Genomic DNA, 20,469 nt, shown 5'->3' with positions numbered 1-20,469 from the left:
GTGCTGGTGGTACTCAATTGTTCAATTTATTCGTGCTGTTTCAAAGGGATATTATGGATAAGGCCCTTATTTTACCGGGCGATAAATACGGGCAGCCGCAGTTAGGCGCAAGGTACGATGAGCGAGCTCTTCTGCCGCACCGGCATATTGTTCCACCATGGCGGAATTTTGATGCGTCATTTGGTCTAATTGACCAATCGACTGGCTAATTTGGCCAAGAGCTTGTGTCTGTTCATGGGTTGAGGTGCTAATTTCACGGATTAAAGTAGAAACCTGACCGGCCTGTTGCACAATATTATCCATGGTAGCCCCGGCGTTTTGGACTAATTTACTCCCATCGCGAACCCGCTCTACACTAGTTTCAATGAGGTGCTTAATTTCTTTTGCCGCAGTGGAGGAGCGTTGGGCTAAATGGCGAACTTCACTGGCAACCACGGCGAAGCCACGGCCTTGTTCACCGGCTCTTGCCGCTTCAACCGCCGCATTGAGTGCCAAAATATTGGTTTGGAAAGCAATGCCTTCAATCACACTGATAATATCGACAATACGATGGCTGGAATCATTAATCGTGCCCATGGTATTAATCACCTGGTGCATTAACTCACTACCACGTTCCGCCGCATGGCTGCTCATAGCAGCTAATGATGTCGTCTCATTGGCACTATTGGCGCTGTTTTGGACGGTTGCGACGAGTTGTTCAGTCGCACTGACAATATGTTGTAGATTGGCGGTAGCTTGTTCGGTCCTAACTTTTAACTCACGATTCCCTGCCGCAATTTCACTGCTGGCAGTATTAATACCATCAACCTGGCCACTGACGTCGTCTGTCAGAGAGCGGAGGTTCAATCCCAACTGATTGACGCTACGCATTAAATAGCCAATTTCATCAACACGGTTCAGTTGCACATAATCACCGGCTTGTCCTGAGGAGACATCTTGTGCTTGCTGCAAAATCGCGGCAATTGGGCGGGCGACCTGGCGTTCCAACCAAAATGAGGTGATCAAGCTACTGAAAAGGGTGGTTATTCCTAGCTCCAGCAAGGGCAAGCCGGTCACTCCTATCCCCATCGCCGCCAAAGTCGGTAGCAGTGCGGCAGTCAATAATGCACCGCGCAAACGCCAACGCAGGGGCAGAGTTTGAAACAATGAAAGGAAAGATAACACGCCAGTGCGGACAATTAGCCCGCGATACAATGCAATGCGGCGTTGCTTAGCTTTGCCAGAGTTAAAATCGGCATACAGTGCTTCCGCTTGTTTAACTTCTTCGCGGGTTGGCGCAATTCGCACTGAAATATAGCCGGTCAAACGGTCTTTATGGAGCAGCGGGGTGGCATTGGCGCGTACCCAGTAATAGTCACCATTTTGACGACGATTCTTGACCAATGATGACCAAGATAAACCCGCATTCAAAGTCCGCCACATATCAGCAAAGGCCGCGGGGGGCATATCCGGGTGCCGCACCACATTGTGAGGTTGACCCAGCAAGTTCTGATATTCAAAGCCACTGGCCTGCACAAAGGCAGCATTGGCATAGGTGATATTACCTTGAATATCAGTGGTAGACTGCAAGGTGGTATCGCGATCAATAGGATACTCCTGCCGGCTGACAGGTTTGTTCACTCGCATAATAACCTCAGTAAATGGGGGAGTTCATTTATACCGTCATACTTCAGCGTTACATGTGCGTTGGCTGTTCTCGCTCACCCGAATGACTTACTTGAATAAGCTCATCGGGATTTACTCAATTGCCGCCTTCCTGTAACTCGAATTATTTAGGAGATATAACAATGGAATACAATAATTACTGAGAGTCATCGGCAGTCGCAGAGAAAACTTTATGGCATTCTTAATATAAAACATCAATTCCCTATAAAGGTGCTTTTATTCGTCTCATTGCTCATATTTAGTGCGTTTCACTATTTATGAAAAATATGAATTTTACTTAATTCATTATTTAACCTTAATATTAATTTGGTATTTAAAATAGCTAAATTGTAAATATATATCATATAAAACAGTTAGTTATGTTATTTTTGTTGAGTTGCTTAATGTTCAATTGGTGAGTTTTTTAAATGAGTGTTTGTTTGCTTTTATATTTGCCTGTAATTGAAATTAAATATGTATGATTTTTATTTAAAGGTTACACGATGTGATGTTTTTTGGTGGTTTGATTTGCAATATTTGTTAATTATGAATATCACAATAATTATTTGTTACAGTTGCCCGACATATCAATCTGAGTAATATTAATTAGGAATAAAAATCCCCGCAGATGCAGAGCTAGAAAAGCTAAAAAGCGATAATGATGGCTGAATCAAAAATCATTTAAAATTAAATGACTCTTTTTTAAGCTTTCTATTTTCATCAGAAAGTCATAGATAGGTGAAAGTCGGTTAAAGTCTTTGCTCAAAATATCAAGCAGTTGCACGAAAATTTTGGGCGGAAGAGTTGATTAAGCCGCCATCGTCGATGTTGTTAACTGTTCCAGACGTTACAGTGCAAAATGAGTCTGGCCTATTCCGGGAGCTTGTTATGCTCCCGGATAATATAGCCAAGAAGGGGTTATAAACCGCGTTTTTCCATTAACAAAGCAAGGTCAATGAGGCGATTCGAAAATCCCCATTCGTTATCATACCAAGCCAAGATTTTGACCAGTTTGCCACCAATGACCAGTGTTGAAAGGCCATCAATAATAGATGACCGCGGATCGCCGCGATAATCACTTGATACCAGAGGTTCTTCGCTGTAGCCCAGAATACCCTTTAACGGCCCAGATTCACTAGCTTGACGAAATGCAGCATTAATTTCTTCAACTGTCGCTTCACGTTTAAGGTTTACGGTTAAATCGACTATAGAGACCACTGGCACAGGAACGCGCAGGGAATAGCCGGTCATTTTACCTTCAAGTTCAGGAATAACCTTGCCGATTGCTTTAGCAGCACCGCTGGAGTAAGGAACAATAGAAACAGCTGCTGCACGTGCTCCTCGTAAGTCTTTTTCTGGTTGGTCATGGAGTGCTTGGCTGTTGGTATATGCATGGGTGGTATTCATAAGCCCATGTTCAATGCCAAATACCTGATGTAAAACTTGTGCCGCAGGAGCAAGACTGTTAGTGGTGCAGCTACCGTTACTGACGACTTTGTGCTTGGCTGCATCATATTTGTCATCATTGACACCCATCACAATGGTCATGTCGTCGTTTTTAGCTGGAGCGGAAATGATGACACGCTTTGCTCCACCTTGGGTGATATGGACTTCTGCTTTGGCCTTTTCAGTAAAGAATCCGGTGGCTTCTATGACAATATCAACACCGACGCTACTCCACGGAATTGCAGCTGGGTCTCTTTCTGAAAAGACGCGAATTGCATGTCCATCAACCAAAATTTGGTTTTCACTCGCTTTAATATCAACATTTAACGTACCGGAGAGTGAATCATATTTAAGGAGATGAGCGAGAGTTTTGCTATCAGTGAGGTCATTAATGGCGACCACCTGAAAATCATGACGTCCCAATGCTGCACGAAGGACATTTCGACCAATTCTGCCGAATCCGTTAATACCCACTTTAACCATGATAAAAACCCCTTTATTGACTGAATTGAATTAATAATAGCTCTCAGAAAAGGGGGGCGTAAATGACAACAAAAGATCAATTTATGCCATTTTGCGAGAATGGAAATGTTCACGATATTCTGTTGGCGTCAGCTGTAAGTTGCGTTCAAAAACTCTGCGTAGATTTAGACCGCGACCAAACCCAGTGACCACCGCAATTTGCTCAATACTGTTGGTTGTCTGTTCAAGGTGCTGTCTGGCAGCATTTAACCTGACTTCTTCAATATACTTTGCTGGTGTAAGACCGGTCTCCCGAGTGAATACTCGAGTAAAGTTACGCGGACTCATGGCAGCTCGTTCTGCCAGATTTTCGACGGACAAATTATGGGTGAGATTATTAGGCAACCATGCTTGAAGATCACGGATCACCCCATCATTGGCTTGATTCAGTAAATACCGACTAAACTGTATTTGTCCGCCAGGACGGCGCAGAAACATCACGAGGTCTTGCGCAATCTCTCTGGCGATATTAAATCCTTGGTCGTCTTCGACCAAAGCGAGAGTCAGATCAAAACCTGAACTGACCCCCCCAGATGTCCAGACCATGCCATCTTGAACATACAAAGGACCGCGTTCCACCATTATCCGTGGGTATTGGGTTTGCAGGGTATCAAGCAACCGCCAGTGTGTAGTGGCATGCCGCCCATCCAGTAAACCGGCCTTGGCCAGTAGAAGTGCGCCCCCACAGATCGAAACTATTCGTTCGGCATGTGGCTCTGCCAGCTTAAGCCAACTGACAACATTGCTACTTTCATCCTCTGTCAGCCCTTTGCCAGTGACCATTATTGTGTTGCGGGAAAGTGTCGGATCCAGGTCGGAAAGCCGCTGGTCAGCAAGCAAGTTTAGACCTGAAATGCCGTTTACCACGCGATGCGGTTGTGTTGTTGCAACAGTGACCTGATAGGGTGGGTTAGGAGTATCCGTTGTTCGCAGGCGATTAGCATGCATAAGAATATCGGTGACCCCTATTGCTTCAAACAGCATTCCCCCATTAGGGATGATAATCAAGAAAGTGTGCATGGCATTAATTGTTCAGTTAGCATGATATGAGACAAGTGTATCACTGGAGTGGACATGGTTGTAAATAGCGGACAGTGATAGGTTGATGCTCTATCTATTTAGTTAAGGGGGCAATACTCCCTAAGTGAAAATGACCACTTTGTTGTGACAAACCCACTCCGCATAATGACATTTAGGTTTAAATTATCCTTCAAATTCATCGTGTCAGCCCGACATGATTAGATTCCCTCGTAAATGCTCCTAAATGCGAGAACAAGAAGAAAAGATAACTTGCCATCCAATGCTGTTTATATATACAGTATTTAACAATGAAGACAGACAGCAAGACACCAATCTGCTTTTTTAATCAGATGATTGGTTTGTAAGAAGAGAAAGTTAGTGGGATAGAAAAATACAGGGAAACGGCGAAGAGTGATGGAGGACTTAGTCGGGGGAAGTCGATAATTTTTAATTATAATTAATAACTAAATAATTGTTTTTTTCATATATGTATCGTTCATTAATTCCTCTATTGTGAATTCCTTAATATCGTCTATCGCAAGTAAATTGTTGGTCTAGTCAGAGGCGCAGCATCATAAAGCGCCAGTCCGTAGCTATCGACCAGTTCATAGCTATTGATATTGTATCTATAACAAGGATTAAAAATGAAATTAGAAACATTATCTATTCATGCCGGCTATTCACCAGATCCCACCACCAGAGCGGTTGCCGTTCCCATTTATCAGACTTCCTCTTTTGCCTTTGATGATACCCAGCATGGTGCCGATTTATTTGATTTAAAAGTCGCGGGCAATATTTACTCACGAATCATGAACCCCACCAATGATGTGTTGGAACAACGGGTTGCAGCGCTGGAAGGGGGGATTGCTGCCCTGGCAGTTGCATCCGGTATGGCCGCGATCACCTATGCTATCCAGACACTTGCTGAAGCCGGGGATAATATCGTGTCAGTAGCGAAGTTGTATGGCGGGACTTACAACCTGCTGGCCCATACTTTGCCGCGTTACGGGATCGAAACTCGATTTGCCGACCATGATGATATTGAAGCATTAGAAGCATTGATTGATGACCGGACAAAAGCGGTTTTTTGTGAATCAATTGGTAATCCAGCGGGCAATATTGTTGATCTGAAAAAATTGGCTGATGCCGCCCATCGGCACGGGGTGCCATTGATTGTCGATAATACGGTCGCGACACCTATTCTTTGTCGGCCATTTGAACATGGCGCGGATATTGTGGTGCATTCATTGACCAAATATATCGGCGGCCACGGTTCCAGCATTGGTGGCATAGTGGTGGATTCCGGTAAGTTCCCGTGGGCACAATATCCGAAGCGTTTTGCTCAATTGAATACGCCCGATCCGTCTTATCACGGTGTGACTTATACCGAGCAATTTGGCGCGGCTGCGTATATTGGTCGCTGCCGAGTGGTACCGCTGAGAAATACCGGCGCGGCACTGTCGCCATTCAATGCCTTTCTGATCTTACAAGGGCTAGAAACTCTGGCTTTGCGCATGGAGCGCCATACTGAAAATGCATTGAAAGTTGCCCATTACTTGCAGAATCACCCACAAGTTAGCTGGGTTAAATATGCCGGTTTACCTGACCATCCTGAACATGAATTAGCCCAACGCTATTTTGGTGGTAAACCTGCCGCTATATTGTCATTCGGTGTTCATGGCGGGCAGGCGGCGGGGGGACGATTTATCGATGCGCTGAATTTGATCGTACGGCTGGTTAATATTGGTGATGCCAAATCATTGGCGTGCCATCCAGCCTCCACAACTCACCGTCAGCTCAATGATGAAGAGCTTATTAAGGCGGGTGTACCACGGGATATGGTGAGGTTGTCGATTGGTATTGAGCACATTGATGACATCCTCAATGACCTTGCCCAAGCATTGGATGCGGCTAAATCATAAGACAGACGCTGAATGTGACCGGTAGCCCGAGGGTACCGGTCAAGAGTCATAGCGGAAACAATGATGGTGAAAAATTAAAGTGTAGCCAGTGTTGCAGCAATCACTTTGGCATAGGGGGTTGTTGGGCGGCCAATAAGTTTGCTCAAGGTATGGCTATCATCAAAAAGCCCACCTTTAGCCGCACCCGCATCAGAATCGGTCAGCAGGCTGGCAAAACCGTCAGGTAAACCGGCTCCAATCAGCGCTTGCTTGAAGTCAGTCTCAGATAGATTTTTGTATACGACTGGTTTGCCGGATTGGCGGGCAATTTCTGCTGTGAATTCGGCCAATGTATAGCTGTCATCACCAGCTAATTCGTAAACTTTACCGGCTTGATTTTCTTGGGTCAGCACTGTGGCGGCGGCCTCGGCATAGTCTTCACGCGCGGCAGAGGCGATACGGCCATCAGCGACCGCGCCGATGAATGCACCATGGGCTAGCGCCGGTGCAATACTTGCAGCATAGTTTTCGGTATACCAGCCGTTTCTCAAGAGCACCACCGGCAGGCCTGAGTCGCGCAGAAGTTCTTCTGTGGCACGGTGTTCTTCACCTAATCCCAAAGTGCTTTTATCGGCATGCAGCAAACTGGTATACGCCAACAATTTGACGCCTGCTTTTTTGGCGGCATTGATTACCGCAGTATGTTGGGCAATACGTTGTCCCACTTCACTCGATGAGATTAACAGCAGTTTATCAACCCCTTGGAAAGCAGTTTCTAATGTCGCGGGTTGGCTATAATCAGCTTTAAGTACCTGAACGCCTAACGCTGCTAAATCACTGGCCTTCTCAGGGCTGCGTACGGCGGCAATAATTTCACTGGCTGGGACTTTTTTGAGTAATGCATTGATAACAAGGCGGCCTAGTTGGCCGGTAGCTCCGGTTACTGCGATCATTATGATGCTCCAAATGTGATGTTATGCCTTTCGTACTTGAAATAGCTGGGGTTAGCTAGATTCTCGTACCCGAATCACTGACCTGAGTCAGAGCTGCGCGGTTTATTCACTGGCTACCTACCACACTAATGACTTTGGGCAAGTAGTCAGGTGACAAGCTGTTTTAAGGAACAAAAGATAATATTCGCTAAAAAACCGCTCTTGAGATCATCATATGCAATATACTAACTTTAAGTAAGTACGCACAAAAAGGTTAGTATGAAAATAATAGAATCGCCAAATTTGCCTGACACTATTTCATTTCCGGAACAAGTCCGGCGGGGAGAGTTGCTCAATGTAGATTGCCCATCAAGAGAAGTGCTCAAGCGAGTTACTAGTCGCTGGGGGGTTTTGGTACTCATTGCGTTGAGTAATGAAACCCTGCGTTTTAGTGCTCTGAGAAGAAAGATTGGTGGTGTCAGTGAAAAAATGCTGGCGCAAACATTGCAGAACCTCGAAGAGGACGGGTTTGTTGAACGTATCGCGTATCCGGTTGTGCCACCGCATGTGGAATATAAGCTAACCTCATTGGGCAAAGAGGTTCAGGAGCAGGTTGAGGGGCTGGCTCTCTGGCTTGAGGAGAATTTTCACCGCATTATGGCGAAACGACAGCAGCAGGCTGCATCATAATATTCAACATTCGCTGGTATTCAACATTCGCTGGTATTCAACATTCGTTGGTATTCAACAACAGCCATAGCATCGGCTCTGGCTGCTATTATTTGATATCAATCCATTACAGCGTTTTTAATGCATCAACTGACTCGATAGCCATAGAGGGGACAAACTCAGTCACACTATAATGAGCTACCGCAGTAAAAGGATCTTCTGACAATATTTTATCCAACTCTTCACGAGCGATACTTTTCACCAAAATGATACCGCCAGTACGCGGGACTTTACGGCCAGAGGCAATAAAAACCCCCTGTGCATAATACTTCTTCAACCAATCTTTATGGTTTTCGGTCAATGCTTCAACTACGTCAATAGGTTGATGATAAGTTAGGCTAACAATAAACATGCGGAGCTCCTCCAAGGGCGTATCTGTTAAAGATAAATGTCCATTCAATATAGCGTTTTGGCGCATGGCTAGCATGACTAAAGTGATAAATTCACGAAGTCAGTTCTTTAATAGCTAAATTTTGCATATTGAAAGTAATAATGATTATTTCATTTATTGTGTAGTTCGGCGTTTACTCTTAATACATTAGTTTGACTCAGTTTGCTCGATAACGTGGAGATGACAATGGCTAAGATTATTGCATGGCTTACTGGATTACCTGGGCGGCCGCTAGCATCTTTGCCTGAGAGTGATGCTACTTTTTCTCAGGCAGATGGGGCGCACTTACTGGAAACAATAAATGCGATTGGCGGGCTATATGGCATTGAATTTATTCATCATTAAATACAATCTCTATTATTCCCATACTCGGCAATTCCTTAACTTGCTGAATGATTATTAAGTGATATCTGCTTAAACCAGGATTGTACCCAGCCGGGTTTAGAGAACATAACCAAACTACCCAATGGTGGCGGCTGCTTATCATATTGCCCAGTGAAAAGCCGTAAGTCCCTGGCAAGCTCAGGCCAATTCCTTTCAATAATTCCGGTGCTATTTGAGCCGCGGTAAGATCTTGTCAGAATAGGGCAACAATACCTATCATTCCCAAAATACTGGCGCTCAGCAGTGCCGCGACTTTGCTGATGACTCATCTACTCAAAAATTATACTCAGTTGCAGTGGGCAATACCCAGCATTCGTGGTGGTTTAGCCCCGGAAGTATTAAAACGAGTAAAGGAGTATATCGGCGATCACCTTGCGCAGCTGCTGTTATTATCAGGTCTTGCTGAACAGGCGGGGCTGAGTGAGTTCCATTTTGCGACAATGTGAATTATAGCGAGTGTGTATCTCTGAGTGATATTACAGCGGGCAACTTAAATCACCTTCAGGGCAGTTGAGGAATGATTTCAATTGTGCGGTGCGTTCTTCGGTTTTATGGGTCAAGCAAGCAGAAATAATCATTGGATGTACTGACCCCCCCTCGGTGGCTGATGACTGGAAAGTACAATCCGCATCACGGTATTTTATCCAGGTCAGTTGCGCACTTTTTAATAATGGCCTTTGGCCGACAGATGTTTTGGCAAGAACATCCTTGTAAGTGCGATTAAGTTCGGCATCGGCTTTTTTATAATCTGAAGTTGCACATTGATTCATATCTTGCTGTGTTACCGCGTTTTGACAATTAAGAGCCAAAGTTTGACCGAGTGGTAATAGCAATAACGATACCAACATAATCTTCTTCTTTAGCATCATGACTCCAAAATAAGAATAACCAAAAGTAACAGACAGCCCCTCCTCGTTAAGGCGGGGCTTTGAATGATATGACATTTATTTCTTGGCCGCTGCCATAATATCTGTTTTTACAGCGGATACTTTTTTATCAGGCGACTTTTTACAGATATCAATGACTTTTGGGGTGTATACAGTATCGACCTCCTGAAAGTCTACATTGTCCCCTTTTTTATACTGTGTATCCTCATTCAGTATCCAGAAAGCCACCGGAGTCATGCTCTTTGGATTAAGATCAAGAAACTCTTTGCAGGTCATCTCTGTTGGGGTCGTGGAGGAGGCAAATACTGGCGTCATGGTGGTCAGTAGCAGTGTTGCAATGGCTAAGTTAGGTAATGATTTATAGAGCATGATTATTTCCTTATTGGGTTGTTATACTTCACAGGGTGTTATTGGTGCATAAGGATGATATTTTCTCGTTATTTAGCATGGCCTATAAATTTATATCTTGCCAATTTTATGTCTTGTTTAATAACTTAATTTAAAATTTATGCTATTATTAATTTTCATGGTGCTCTTATTATCTAACTGATTTTTATGATAATATGGTTTTTTGTTATTTTTAGATTATTACTCTGTTGTGTGGGTTGAAGTTATTAATAATCTCATTATAATAAATTATTGCATTGCAATATGCGGGCTAATAACAAGCAGGTAAATAGAAGCATATTATTCCTACAAGGATGGAGACTGCTTGTAGAGCACATTAGGCCAGATCTACACTGGGCTATTACCATGTGTTATAATTGGCTATGTTACTGTTTATACTGAGAGTTAAGTTAATTATAGTTTTATTTCCATGCTGAATAACAGGTGATTTATCTTTATGTCTATACTTTCTTTTTATCATAACTGTCTGGGTTATTTTGCCAAAAAAGTCTTTGGTAAGCGCCCCGAAGGTGAACCAGTGGAGAGAGAGAATGGGAAGAGTGAATTATCTAATCTTCAACTGGATGTATTACTGAATGCCGAGAAGCAAGTCGCTATTATTACAACCGACTTAGATAATTGTGTCACGATATATAATGTGGGCGCAGAACGAATGTTTGGTTATTCTAAGGATGAAGTCATCGGTAAGCCTATTTCTGATATATTACATATTCCAGAAAATGGTGAATTTCAAATTAAGCTGGATTATTTATTACTTAACCGCCGTGAAGCCAGTGAATGGTATTATCAACGTAAGGATGGTGAACGTTTCTGGGGGGCACTGAGCGTCCATGAAATAACATCCGAGAGTGGCAGTATTGTGGGTTATATCAGTGTGATTGCGGATGTTTCGGAAAGAAAAGCCTTATTGATAGAACTGGAAAAAAGCCAACAAATGATGGACAAGTTAACTAAAAACTTGCCAGCGATGATCTATGCATATTATTTAAATTCTAATGGAGAATCGTATTTTAGTTATTGCAGTGAGGGAATCAGGAAAATATTTGACCTTGTACCTGCCGATGTTTTGCATGTGCCTCAAGAGAAAAATCCATTATTTAGCCGTATTCATACCGATGACATGGAGATGTTAAAACAAGCGGTTATCACATCCCAGCAGAATTTATCCGTTTGGAGTTGTGATTTCCGTGTTGTGCGACCAGGGAAAGGAACACATTGGCTTCATGGTGAGTCTTTCCCCATGCGGCAAGATGATGGTTCGGTTATCTGGTATGGTTCGTTTTTTGATATTACAGAACTTAAACAGTCTGAATCGATCCTCAAAGCATTGTCACAAACTGATGTGCTGACGGGGGTAGCAAATCGCCGTCACTTTGATGACATCTATCAGAGTCTTTGGCTGAAAAATCAAACAGAAGGTGGCAGCCTATCAGTCTTGATGATTGATTTTGACAATTTTAAAAGCTTTAACGATCTGTATGGGCATGCCATGGGTGACGTGTGTCTTAAGTCTATTGTCGAAACATTGGCAAAGTCTATTCGTGGCGATTCAGATATTCTGGCTCGTTATGGTGGTGAGGAGTTTATTGTCTTACTCGCCCCAAGTACTCTGGCAGATGCGACCGCGGTTGCTGAGCGTATGCGTCATTCGATTGAGGAACTGGATATTCCGCACGGAATGTCACCCCATGGGCGCGTGACTATCAGTGTTGGTGTGGCCTCAGTTTCTGAACCGGGTGAACATCTGTCGGCGAAAAATTTGTCAGATGCTGCGGATAAAGCGCTATACCGAGCGAAAACTGCGGGGAAAAACCAGGTTAAAGCGGTAGAACTAAGTTGATTCGTAACATACATATGAAAAAATGTGGGGCAGGAAGATATTACTGCCCCACAAATACACATTGACGATATGATTATTGCCGATGTGATTATTACTGATATTAAAAAGCGATATCTCGCTTAGTTTGTATGGTCTTGAGCTTCCCGCAGACGTTCTTGCTCTTCAGCGATAACCGCCTGAATTTCCTCTAGTACACCATCAACATCAACGGCTTGCGTGCTTTCTGCAAACTCACCAGTCAATGGGGTTTCAGGATGCAACTTGCCATCTTCATAGAGCGCCCACATTTCTTTGGCATATTTACGGTCAAGTAATTCAGGGGCGTATTGACCATAATAATGCGTCATATTCGCCACATCTCGCTCCAACATGGCTTTAGCGTGATTATTGGCTGCAGCATTAACGGCTTGCGGCAAATCGATAATCACCGGGCCGTCTTTGTCGATTAAGACATTAAACTCTGACAAGTCACCATGAACCAGGCCCACACACAGCATCCGAACCACATAGCGGATCATTATTTCATGGTCAATCAGAGCTTGCTCTTTGCTAAAGGGAACATCACTAAGGCGAGGGGCGGCGAGGCCGTCTTCATCGGTGACCAGCTCCATAAGAAGCACGCCATCAAGACAAGCATAGGGCTGTGGCACGCGAACACCGGCATTGGCTAGCAGATACAACGCATCGACCTCGGCAGTTTGCCAGGTTTCTTCTTGCTGCTTGCGGCCAAATTTGGAACCCTTCGCCATAGCACGCGCATCACGGCTATTACGAACCTTACGACCTTCTTGATATTGAACCGCTTGTTTGAAGTTGCGGTTCTCTGCTTCTTTGTAAACTTTAGCGCAACGGATATCCTGCCCACAACGGACAACATAGACATCAGCTTCTTTGCCACTTTTTAAACGACGGATGACTTCGTCAACCAAGCCGTCATCAACCAGCGGTTGGATTCGTTTTGGAATTTTCATGGCGTCCTTGTACCCTATTTAAGCCCGCGATGGAATGGCTTTGGCTGAATTTTCCTCCAGTTTACCATTCGAGCCCATCTGCGGGTGGGTTTTTACTGTGAATCAGGCTGCATTGAACTGCGCATTATGCAGTTTGGCATAAGCCCCTTTGCGGGCGAGCAACTCGTGATGGTCACCTTGTTCAACAATACCTTCTTTATCGACCACAATAATGCGGTCGGCGTTTTGAATTGTGGCTAAACGATGAGCAATGACTAAGGTGGTTCGCCCTTGTGATAACTCAGTCAATGCCAACTGAATAGCTTGTTCTGTGGCCGTATCCAATGCAGATGTCGCTTCATCCAAAATAAGAATTGGCGGGTTTTTCAAGAAAATACGCGCAATAGACAAGCGTTGCTTCTGGCCACCCGATAATTTAACTCCGCGCTCACCAACTACAGTATCAAGGCCATCAGGCAGACTTTCAATCAGCTCATCCAAGCGAGCTTGCTGTGCCGCCGCCATAATTTCGTCATCGCTGGCGTCCAGTTTGCCATAAGCAATATTCTCACGGATAGAGCCGCCGAATAAGAAAACATCTTGCTGAACAATACCAATATTATTGCGCAATGATTGTTGGGTCATATCACGGATATTGATCCCATCAATAGTAATTGCACCGCCATCAAGCTCATAGAAACGGGGGAGTAATGAGCATAATGTCGTTTTCCCTGCACCTGAGGGGCCGACAAATGCCACGGTTTCACCCGCACGGATTTGCAGGTTTAAGTCAGTAAAGATTTTGTTATGTGCAGAATAACCGAAACTGACATTTTGATAACAAATATCCCCCCGCAGGTGGCCCACCGGGCGTGCATTGGGCTGATCGACAATGTCGGGTAATGTATCAATCAGTTGAGTAAATCGTTTAAATCCAGCAATTCCTTTCGGATAACTTTCCAGTACCGAGGTTATTTTTGCCACCGGGCGGAAAAAGACTTCGACTAACAACAGAAAACCGACAAAACCGCCGTAACTAAGCTGGTCATTAACCACATACCAAGTGCCAACCACCATCACGATCAACTGAACCAGGCGGGTGCTGAGGTAGCTCATGGTCATACTGGTGGTCATAATGCGGTAAGCCCGCAGTTTAGTGGTGCGGTAATCTTCGTTATCTTTGGCGAATAATTTTTTCTCATGGGATTCGTTTGCGAAAGCTTTTACGACACGGATCCCCCCAATGCTTTCTTCAATTCGGGCATTAAAATTCCCCACTTGACCAAACAATCGACGCCAGGTTTCCGTCATTTGTGCGCCATAACGGCTGACCAGATAGGTCATAAACGGCACAATAAAGATAGTGAGCATCGCCAGTGGCAGATGAACAGAAGCCATCAGGATAAAAGCGCCAATAAAAGTCATCACCGCAATGAAAAGATCTTCTGGGCCGTGATGGGCAATTTCCCCAACTTCCTCAAGGTCTTTTGTGACATGGGTGATGATATGGCCGGTCTTCATATTGTCGTAATAGCTAAATGATAACTTTTGCAGATGGCTAAATGCTTGGCGGCGCATATCGGTTTCGATGCCGACACCGAGAGCATGTCCCCAATAGTTGACTATTGCCATCAGCGCGGTATTGAGGAGATAAATCATTAGCAGGCCCGTAGCTGCCCAGACTATTAACACCCAATCTTGATTAGGGAGCAGCTTATCAATGAACAGTTTTACAGCCATCGGGAAGCTCAGTTCCAGCAGACCGGCCAAAATAGCACAGCCAAAATCCAGATAGAAAAGCCCTTTATACGGGGTGTAATAAGAAAAAAAACGGCGGAGCATTAGGCATCCTTACAATTACAGAGGGAAATTACAAAACGAAATAAGAAAAAGTGATTTTCGGCATTATAAATCTAAATAGTTCTTAATAGCATTTATTTTGCAGTTATTAACCGATAATAAAATTCTCATCTGTGCGAATATGCCAAAAAAAAGATAAAATCGAGTTGTGTCAGTGATTTCATAGCGAGGAGGAATGACAATGAAGTTGATGATGACGGATACCCCAGCGGCTGAAAATGTGGCAGAAGTTATGGCGGGGTTAAAGGCCTTTAACCGCAAATTTGTCGGGGATAATGGTCGAAAACCATTAGCTGTTTTTATAACGGGTGAACACGGCGAAACGTTAGGGGGGATTACCGCCTATACATTAGGCAATTACCTGAGTATAGAATTGTTATGGGTATCAGATACATTACGTCATTCAGGTGCGGGCAGTAAATTGATGCAGGCTGTAGAGCGGGAAGCAATACAACGCGGATGTAAATTTGCCCAAGTTGATACATTCAGTTTCCAGGCGAGGCCATTCTATGAAAAGCATGGCTATCAATTGCAAATGGCGCTAGAAAATGTCGTGGATGAGTATCATCGCTATTATTTGACGAAAAAATTAATGAGCTAAATTGTATTGAAATAGGGTGATAACGTTCAACTTTCATGCGGTTAAAACACTTATCGAATAGATCCCGGCTCAACTAATGTCAATCGCCTACAAATGCACGGCACCCTCTTCATAATGACTTCGTGCATTATTTATCTTGTTATACTCAAATGATGAATATTCAGCTTTTGACGGAAGCTCACATTTTCGTCGAATAACCTCTATAGGACTTAATCTTTTATTAGGTTAATCTGTTTTACATTGGATTAACTTATGTAAAGGGACACGAATATGGCGGCCTCTGCAAATAAAAAATTGTCACTGTGGTCATTAACTTCTCTGGTCGTCGGCTCAATGATAGGTGCTGGTATTTTTTCTCTGCCCGCGACGTTTGGCCGTGCTACCGGGGGCTTTGGCGCATTAATCGCCTGGATTATTGCGGGTGGGGGGATGCTGACACTCGCCTTTGTTTTCCAGACATTGGCACAACGTAAACCCGACCTTGACTCAGGCGTTTATATTTATGCTAAAACCGGGTTTGGCGACTATGCTGGTTTTGCGTCGGCAATAGGTTTTTGGGCTGGGGCGTGTATTGGTAGTGTTTCTTATTTCGTGTTGATCAAATCAACACTGGGTGCATTCTTCCCGCTATTTGGTGACGGAAATACGCTATCCGCTGTTTTAATTGCTTCATTAATCTTATGGAGCTTCCATTTTATGGTGTTACGCGGCATCAAAGAAGCTGCGACGATTAATACCATTGCTACTTTTGCTAAAGTTATTCCGATATTTATTTTTATTATTGTTTTGGCGTTTTCATTTCACACCGATACTTTCGCTTTAAACTTCTGGGGGACTCAGTCTTTAGGGGCTGTGGGGGATCTCTCACATCTGGACGATTATGGCTATGCCGGACATGCGGCATTAGAAATAAGTGCGGGTTCTGAAACTTTGTTTTCTCAAGTTCGTAGCACAATGTTGGTCACGGTATTTGTTTTTGTTGGTATTGAGGGGGCGAGTGTTTATTCCCGCTACGCTAAAGAAAGAAAACACGTCGGTATCGCGACCGTTTTAGGTTTTATTGGCGTTTTATGTTTGTTGGTGTTGGTCACTATGCTCTCTTATGGCGTGCTGCTGCGCCCTGATCTGGCTGCATTGCGTCAACCGTCAATGGCTGGCGTGTTAGAGCATATTGTAGGGCGGTGGGGTGCCATATTTATCAGTATTGGATTGATTATTTCAGTTATGGGAGCCTATTTATCATGGACTCTACTGGCCGCCGAAGCACTCTATAGTGCAGCAAAAAGTAATATTATGCCGAGTATCTTGGCTACTGAGAATAAACACGGGGTGCCCTCGGCTGCGGTGTGGATGTCGAATATTTTTATCCAGTTATTCTTAATTGTTACGCTTTTCACTGAATATGCTTTCCAACTTGCACTTGAGTTAACCAGTTCATTGGTTCTCATCCCCTATCTCCTGGTTGCAGCATATGGATTGAAATTAGTCTGGACCCGCGAGACTTACTCTGTGGGCTCGAAAGACCATAAAAAAGATTTTATCATTGCCTTAATTGCCACGGTATATGCCATATTGATGGTATATGCGGGTGGTTTGAAATACATATTATTGTCGGCAGTGATATATGGGCCAGGAACCCTGCTATTCATTATTGCTAAACGCGAGCAGAAGAGGTCAGTATTTTCCTCCCTTGAAAAGTGTTTCTTTGCCGTGGCGCTCATTGCCGCTATCACAGCGTTATACAGTCTTGCGACCGGCATAATTACCCTGTGATAAGGTGACGATATTGAGTGATAATAGTCTGGGAACCCTAAGACTTGACTATGACTTGCAATACATTACCTATATTAATGTGTTTGGGCGAGCGCCTTATTTTTACAATGGATGGGCTTGATCTATAACACAGACTACGACAGGATCGCGTTGAAAAAGCCTGCTATCAGGTTAGCGTTAGTATGATTTTTGCTAATGTTGTGCCCAATAAAACGCGATTTTTCTTATGCAGGGTCACGGCTGGTGTGTTTTCACCAGTAGGTATTGATTTGAAAAAACAACAAAATACTACCCAGAATAGTGATTATTCAACGGGAATTTGCGATGCGCAATTTGCGCTTGTAGTTTTACTGACAACATCATGTTTGCTGATTGCAATAACGTTGATTGTGATCCTATGGCTCATTTAATGCGCTATAGAAAATAGGGGAATGTATGGAAAAGAGCTTGTTTGATGACAATAAAGTTATTGCATTGATTGGTTTATTGTCGGCGGCGCTGATTGTGGTTAGCTCGATGTTTGTGATGACTTACATGGCGGATCGCCAACGCAACGAAGTACAAACCATTGATGTGCAGAATTGCTACAAAAAAGATTGAGAAGGTATTCGCCGGATAGCGCTCATATGCATTCAGGCGAATAATTATATTGTGGTGATTACGCTAACTTCTGATGAATAGCATGCAAGGGCAAGGCGATATTGAGGTCAATATCGGTATTTTGCCGGAAATCATAGGGGGTTATGCCGTAACGTTTTCTGAACATGTAAGTAAAGTGTGACTGTGAACCAAAGCCAAAATCCAAAGCAATATCAAAAATGGTGCTATCACTGCTGCGCAGTTGATAGACGGCACCCGCTAAACGCCTTTCCCGAATGTATTTACCTAATGATACCCCGGTCACTTCTTTAAATATTTTCTGCATATGCCAAAGCGAGTAGCCAGAGTACACAGCTAACTCTTCAAGGTAGATGACCCGCCCCAGATGGGTTTCGACCCATTTACTGAGGGCGCAGACTAACGCGAGATGATTTTCTTGTGACATTATTTAGTCTGTTTTTTCTGGTTGGGAGTAGTGCAGTATACACAACTTGAATCTAACAACACAAAACACCAAATTGGCTTCGATTGTCGAAAATCTATCATAAAGACTTTTCAGCGTGTGTTTGCAAAAGAGCTTTCTAGTGCCATAGTAAAGGAGAGAGGGGGATCTCGAAGATAAAGGCTGAGTTTGGAAAAATAGAAATTAAAAGTGATGAGGTGATCGCATGTTGATAACAGTGATTATGACTCTGATAGCGGTTGTGGGTGTAACCGTTTTTCTAAAAATGCCAGTAATGGTTCTGCACAAAGATAAAAGCGTAGGAGGTGATAAACTGTGAGACTAGGATTATTGTGATCAATATATGTAATAGCATATCCCCGAACCAGGTGATTGATAACTATCAAACCTGGTTTTTTTACGCTTTGTTCTTATCCCAATAAACTTTTCATATCCTGATTCAATGCACTGACCTGTCTATATAGGTTGTTTATTAGCCACAGGCAAGGCTCGGAATCCTTAGCAATAAAATCATTGGCATGACACGGTCGGCTAAAGAAATATGCCTATGAGCGTGATATCCTCTCACAATATTATTGTGAAGGAATTATTCATGTCTGAAATGTTCACTAATGATCAAGAATTGGTTTCTGATCTGGTTGCCTGCCAATTGGTTATCAAACAAATTCTTGATGTGATTGATATTATTGCGCCAACTGAAGTGCGGGATAAAATGTCCCATCAACTTAAAGCGATTGATTTCTCTTCACATCCTGCTGGCACTGACCCGGTCACTAAGCGCGCCATTGAGAAAGCTATTGCTTTGATTGATATGAAGTTTACACAGGAATAAATTGCCATCTGTTGTATTTTGGTCTGTACGTTCAGCACAGACCATATCCTGTGGGGCGAGCCGGGCTGGCGGTGGGTTATTCAAATACATTATTGCCAATTTTTTTCACCAATGGGCAATTGCTGACGCCAATGATGCCATTCTCTCCGTTTATAAATTGAGCGGTCGAAATGCTTCTGGCTGTTAGATATTGGCATTGTAAGCCGATGCCCGCAGCGTTTTTCTCACTGCCAATTAGCACGCCATAGCCTGAAAAGAGCAAACCTAAGTATATGATTGCTACCACTAAGAGAAGTCTGAATAAACTCATATGGTCACTTCCTGTAATTAGTTTTACTTATTATATAACAGATATGTTTAACAATTTAACTTGTAATAATGAGCAGTTTAATAGTAAAAATCCTAAACATTATTGATTTATAAAGCGAATCTGTAAAATAATCAGTAAAATAGGTTTTTAACACGGTGTCAAACATAAGTTAATGACATCTTGGCTATAAATGGTTGATGTTTAATACAGTATAATTTAAAAAAAATGTTGAATAAGGTGCCTGATTTGAACATTAAGAAACTTGTTGCAGCGGTAGGGGTCATTGCCGTTTGTTGCTTGTTTTATCTGTTAGCCCTTGATAGCTATTGTGACCAAGGGGGAACTTTCTCTGCTGGTATTTGCACCATTACTTCGATTATTCCATGGTAAGAATAACCTATTATTCATATATATAATAACTAATGAAAACTATTTACATTGGTTATATTTATTGATTGTTAATCGTTTACCCAGGTTGATCTTTGTTACGTGGAGAGTGATAAGATAGTGCTTTCGTCATGCATGTAATAGGGTAGTCAATGTTAGGTACAAATATGGGCGCAATGGGTGTTGTCCCAATTGCTTTTTCGCTGTTTACCGTCATTTTTTTCTTGATAGTTTGGTTCTTTTTGAGCCGTGCCAGCGTGCGAGCCAATGAACAAATCCGCTTGTTACAAAACATCGCCGAACAACAAAAACAGCAAACAGAATTACTAAAAGCGTTGCTAGCAAACGCAACCGGCGTCAGTGATTTTCAAAGTGACAGTGATATTGTTTCTCCTCTCGATTTTAAGGGCGTTATTCCGGAGAGATAAACTTACCGACTCTGGCGCTGCTGTCCTGCAGTGTCAGAGTGACACTAACCTCCACCTGTCATGCTTCTTTTCTCTCAGTTCCTTCGATACTCTGCTTAGCACCTCGGTGCCAGGTCACTCTTTTATTGGACAAAAATAAACTACGTTGATTGTCATAAATA

Annotated in this window: 22 protein-coding genes and 2 pseudogenes; 12 read left to right on the top strand and 12 right to left on the bottom strand. The window is 43.3% G+C overall.

The window, feature by feature from the left end; translation table 11 throughout:
- Window positions 1–66 precede the first annotated feature (66 nt).
- The 3 genes from DXZ79_RS12000 to DXZ79_RS11990 form a co-directional block, all read right to left on the bottom strand.
- A complete protein-coding gene (locus DXZ79_RS12000) occupies window positions 67–1,626 on the bottom strand; it encodes a methyl-accepting chemotaxis protein (RefSeq protein WP_120011292.1) in 1,560 nt (519 codons plus the stop codon).
- Window positions 1,627–2,562: 936 nt separating this feature from the next.
- Window positions 2,563–3,573, bottom strand: coding sequence for a type I glyceraldehyde-3-phosphate dehydrogenase (gene gap, locus DXZ79_RS11995; protein ID WP_120011291.1), 1,011 nt, complete (start codon window positions 3,571–3,573; stop codon window positions 2,563–2,565).
- A gap of 81 nt (window positions 3,574–3,654) precedes the next feature.
- Window positions 3,655–4,632, bottom strand: a complete 978-nt coding sequence (locus DXZ79_RS11990) for a GlxA family transcriptional regulator (protein WP_038632346.1) — start codon at window positions 4,630–4,632, stop codon at window positions 3,655–3,657.
- 644 nt (window positions 4,633–5,276) lie between these two features.
- On the opposite strand from DXZ79_RS11990, the gene DXZ79_RS11985 reads away from it, so the two are divergent.
- Window positions 5,277–6,554, top strand: coding sequence for a bifunctional O-acetylhomoserine aminocarboxypropyltransferase/cysteine synthase (locus tag DXZ79_RS11985; RefSeq protein WP_038632348.1), 1,278 nt, complete (start codon window positions 5,277–5,279; stop codon window positions 6,552–6,554).
- A 74-nt stretch (window positions 6,555–6,628) separates the two neighbouring features.
- On the opposite strand, the gene DXZ79_RS11980 is transcribed toward DXZ79_RS11985, so the two are convergent.
- On the bottom strand, window positions 6,629–7,486 hold the full coding sequence (locus DXZ79_RS11980; protein ID WP_038632350.1) for an SDR family oxidoreductase: 858 nt from the start codon (window positions 7,484–7,486) through the stop codon (window positions 6,629–6,631).
- Between the two features lie 258 nt (window positions 7,487–7,744).
- On the opposite strand from DXZ79_RS11980, the gene DXZ79_RS11975 reads away from it, so the two are divergent.
- Complete coding sequence (locus DXZ79_RS11975; protein ID WP_120011290.1) at window positions 7,745–8,155, top strand: winged helix-turn-helix transcriptional regulator; 411 nt, start codon at window positions 7,745–7,747, stop codon at window positions 8,153–8,155.
- Between the two features lie 106 nt (window positions 8,156–8,261).
- On the opposite strand, the gene DXZ79_RS11970 is transcribed toward DXZ79_RS11975, so the two are convergent.
- Window positions 8,262–8,546: a YciI family protein gene (locus DXZ79_RS11970; protein ID WP_038632352.1), complete on the bottom strand. Its 285-nt coding sequence runs from the start codon at window positions 8,544–8,546 to the stop codon at window positions 8,262–8,264.
- A 225-nt stretch (window positions 8,547–8,771) separates the two neighbouring features.
- Between DXZ79_RS11970 and DXZ79_RS20685 the strand changes: the two genes are divergently transcribed.
- Window positions 8,772–8,930, top strand: a complete 159-nt coding sequence (locus tag DXZ79_RS20685) for a hypothetical protein (RefSeq protein WP_162928745.1) — start codon at window positions 8,772–8,774, stop codon at window positions 8,928–8,930.
- A 124-nt stretch (window positions 8,931–9,054) separates the two neighbouring features.
- Here DXZ79_RS20685 and DXZ79_RS20975 read toward each other — a convergent pair.
- A pseudogene (locus DXZ79_RS20975) lies at window positions 9,055–9,213 on the bottom strand (DMT family transporter); the annotation flags it as partial.
- Between DXZ79_RS20975 and DXZ79_RS20970 the strand changes: the two are divergent.
- Window positions 9,200–9,412: pseudogene (locus tag DXZ79_RS20970) on the top strand (AraC family transcriptional regulator); the annotation flags it as partial. The pseudogenes DXZ79_RS20975 and DXZ79_RS20970 overlap by 14 nt on opposite strands.
- A gap of 33 nt (window positions 9,413–9,445) precedes the next feature.
- Here the strand turns inward: DXZ79_RS20970 and DXZ79_RS11955 are convergent.
- Together DXZ79_RS11955 and hdeB are read right to left on the bottom strand one after the other, a co-directional pair.
- Entirely contained in the window at window positions 9,446–9,835 is a 390-nt protein-coding gene (locus DXZ79_RS11955) for a lysozyme inhibitor LprI family protein (protein ID WP_038632356.1), read from the bottom strand.
- A gap of 78 nt (window positions 9,836–9,913) precedes the next feature.
- Window positions 9,914–10,225, bottom strand: coding sequence for an acid-activated periplasmic chaperone HdeB (gene hdeB, locus DXZ79_RS11950; protein WP_038632358.1), 312 nt, complete (start codon window positions 10,223–10,225; stop codon window positions 9,914–9,916).
- Between the two features lie 475 nt (window positions 10,226–10,700).
- Here hdeB and DXZ79_RS11945 point away from each other — a divergent pair, with 475 nt between their 5' ends.
- A complete protein-coding gene (locus DXZ79_RS11945) occupies window positions 10,701–12,104 on the top strand; it encodes a sensor domain-containing diguanylate cyclase (protein WP_038632360.1) in 1,404 nt (467 codons plus the stop codon).
- Between the two features lie 119 nt (window positions 12,105–12,223).
- Here DXZ79_RS11945 and DXZ79_RS11940 read toward each other — a convergent pair whose 3' ends face one another.
- The gene (locus tag DXZ79_RS11940; RefSeq protein WP_038632362.1) at window positions 12,224–13,075 is read right to left on the bottom strand and encodes a PA4780 family RIO1-like protein kinase; all 852 of its coding nucleotides are present in this window, start codon (window positions 13,073–13,075) and stop codon (window positions 12,224–12,226) included.
- A 102-nt stretch (window positions 13,076–13,177) separates the two neighbouring features.
- Window positions 13,178–14,896, bottom strand: a complete 1,719-nt coding sequence (locus DXZ79_RS11935) for an ABC transporter ATP-binding protein (RefSeq protein WP_038632364.1) — start codon at window positions 14,894–14,896, stop codon at window positions 13,178–13,180.
- Between the two features lie 199 nt (window positions 14,897–15,095).
- Here DXZ79_RS11935 and DXZ79_RS11930 point away from each other — a divergent pair, with 199 nt between their 5' ends.
- The 4 genes from DXZ79_RS11930 (at window position 15,096) to DXZ79_RS11915 (ending at window position 17,888) form a co-directional block, all read left to right on the top strand.
- Window positions 15,096–15,515, top strand: coding sequence for a GNAT family N-acetyltransferase (locus DXZ79_RS11930; RefSeq protein WP_038632366.1), 420 nt, complete (start codon window positions 15,096–15,098; stop codon window positions 15,513–15,515).
- 270 nt (window positions 15,516–15,785) lie between these two features.
- A complete protein-coding gene (locus DXZ79_RS11925; protein ID WP_038632368.1) occupies window positions 15,786–17,288 on the top strand; it encodes an amino acid permease in 1,503 nt (500 codons plus the stop codon).
- 182 nt (window positions 17,289–17,470) lie between these two features.
- On the top strand, window positions 17,471–17,698 hold the full coding sequence (locus DXZ79_RS20810; protein ID WP_120011289.1) for a hypothetical protein: 228 nt from the start codon (window positions 17,471–17,473) through the stop codon (window positions 17,696–17,698).
- A 25-nt stretch (window positions 17,699–17,723) separates the two neighbouring features.
- Window positions 17,724–17,888, top strand: coding sequence for a hypothetical protein (locus tag DXZ79_RS11915; protein WP_038632372.1), 165 nt, complete (start codon window positions 17,724–17,726; stop codon window positions 17,886–17,888).
- A 58-nt stretch (window positions 17,889–17,946) separates the two neighbouring features.
- On the opposite strand, the gene DXZ79_RS11910 is transcribed toward DXZ79_RS11915, so the two are convergent.
- Complete coding sequence (locus DXZ79_RS11910) at window positions 17,947–18,333, bottom strand: helix-turn-helix domain-containing protein (RefSeq protein ID WP_038632374.1); 387 nt, start codon at window positions 18,331–18,333, stop codon at window positions 17,947–17,949.
- Window positions 18,334–18,943: 610 nt separating this feature from the next.
- Here DXZ79_RS11910 and DXZ79_RS11905 point away from each other — a divergent pair.
- Entirely contained in the window at window positions 18,944–19,183 is a 240-nt protein-coding gene (locus tag DXZ79_RS11905; RefSeq protein ID WP_038632378.1) for a DUF2766 family protein, read from the top strand.
- 76 nt (window positions 19,184–19,259) lie between these two features.
- Here the strand turns inward: DXZ79_RS11905 and DXZ79_RS11900 are convergent, their stop codons facing one another.
- On the bottom strand, window positions 19,260–19,493 hold the full coding sequence (locus tag DXZ79_RS11900; protein ID WP_038632380.1) for a YobH family protein: 234 nt from the start codon (window positions 19,491–19,493) through the stop codon (window positions 19,260–19,262).
- A gap of 246 nt (window positions 19,494–19,739) precedes the next feature.
- On the opposite strand from DXZ79_RS11900, the gene mgrB reads away from it, so the two are divergent.
- Both mgrB and DXZ79_RS11890 read left to right on the top strand, forming a co-directional pair.
- Window positions 19,740–19,883 carry a PhoP/PhoQ regulatory lipoprotein MgrB gene (gene mgrB, locus DXZ79_RS11895; protein ID WP_071841799.1) on the top strand — a complete coding sequence of 48 codons (144 nt, stop codon included), beginning with the start codon at window positions 19,740–19,742 and terminating at the stop codon, window positions 19,881–19,883.
- Between the two features lie 149 nt (window positions 19,884–20,032).
- The gene (locus tag DXZ79_RS11890) at window positions 20,033–20,308 is read left to right on the top strand and encodes a YebO family protein (protein WP_038632382.1); all 276 of its coding nucleotides are present in this window, start codon (window positions 20,033–20,035) and stop codon (window positions 20,306–20,308) included.
- Window positions 20,309–20,469 lie beyond the last annotated feature (161 nt).

Source organism: Yersinia rochesterensis, assembly GCF_003600645.1.
In the GTDB taxonomy this organism is placed as follows: Bacteria; Pseudomonadota; Gammaproteobacteria; order Enterobacterales; family Enterobacteriaceae; genus Yersinia; species Yersinia rochesterensis.
This window is presented reverse-complemented; position numbering and strand designations above follow the sequence as displayed.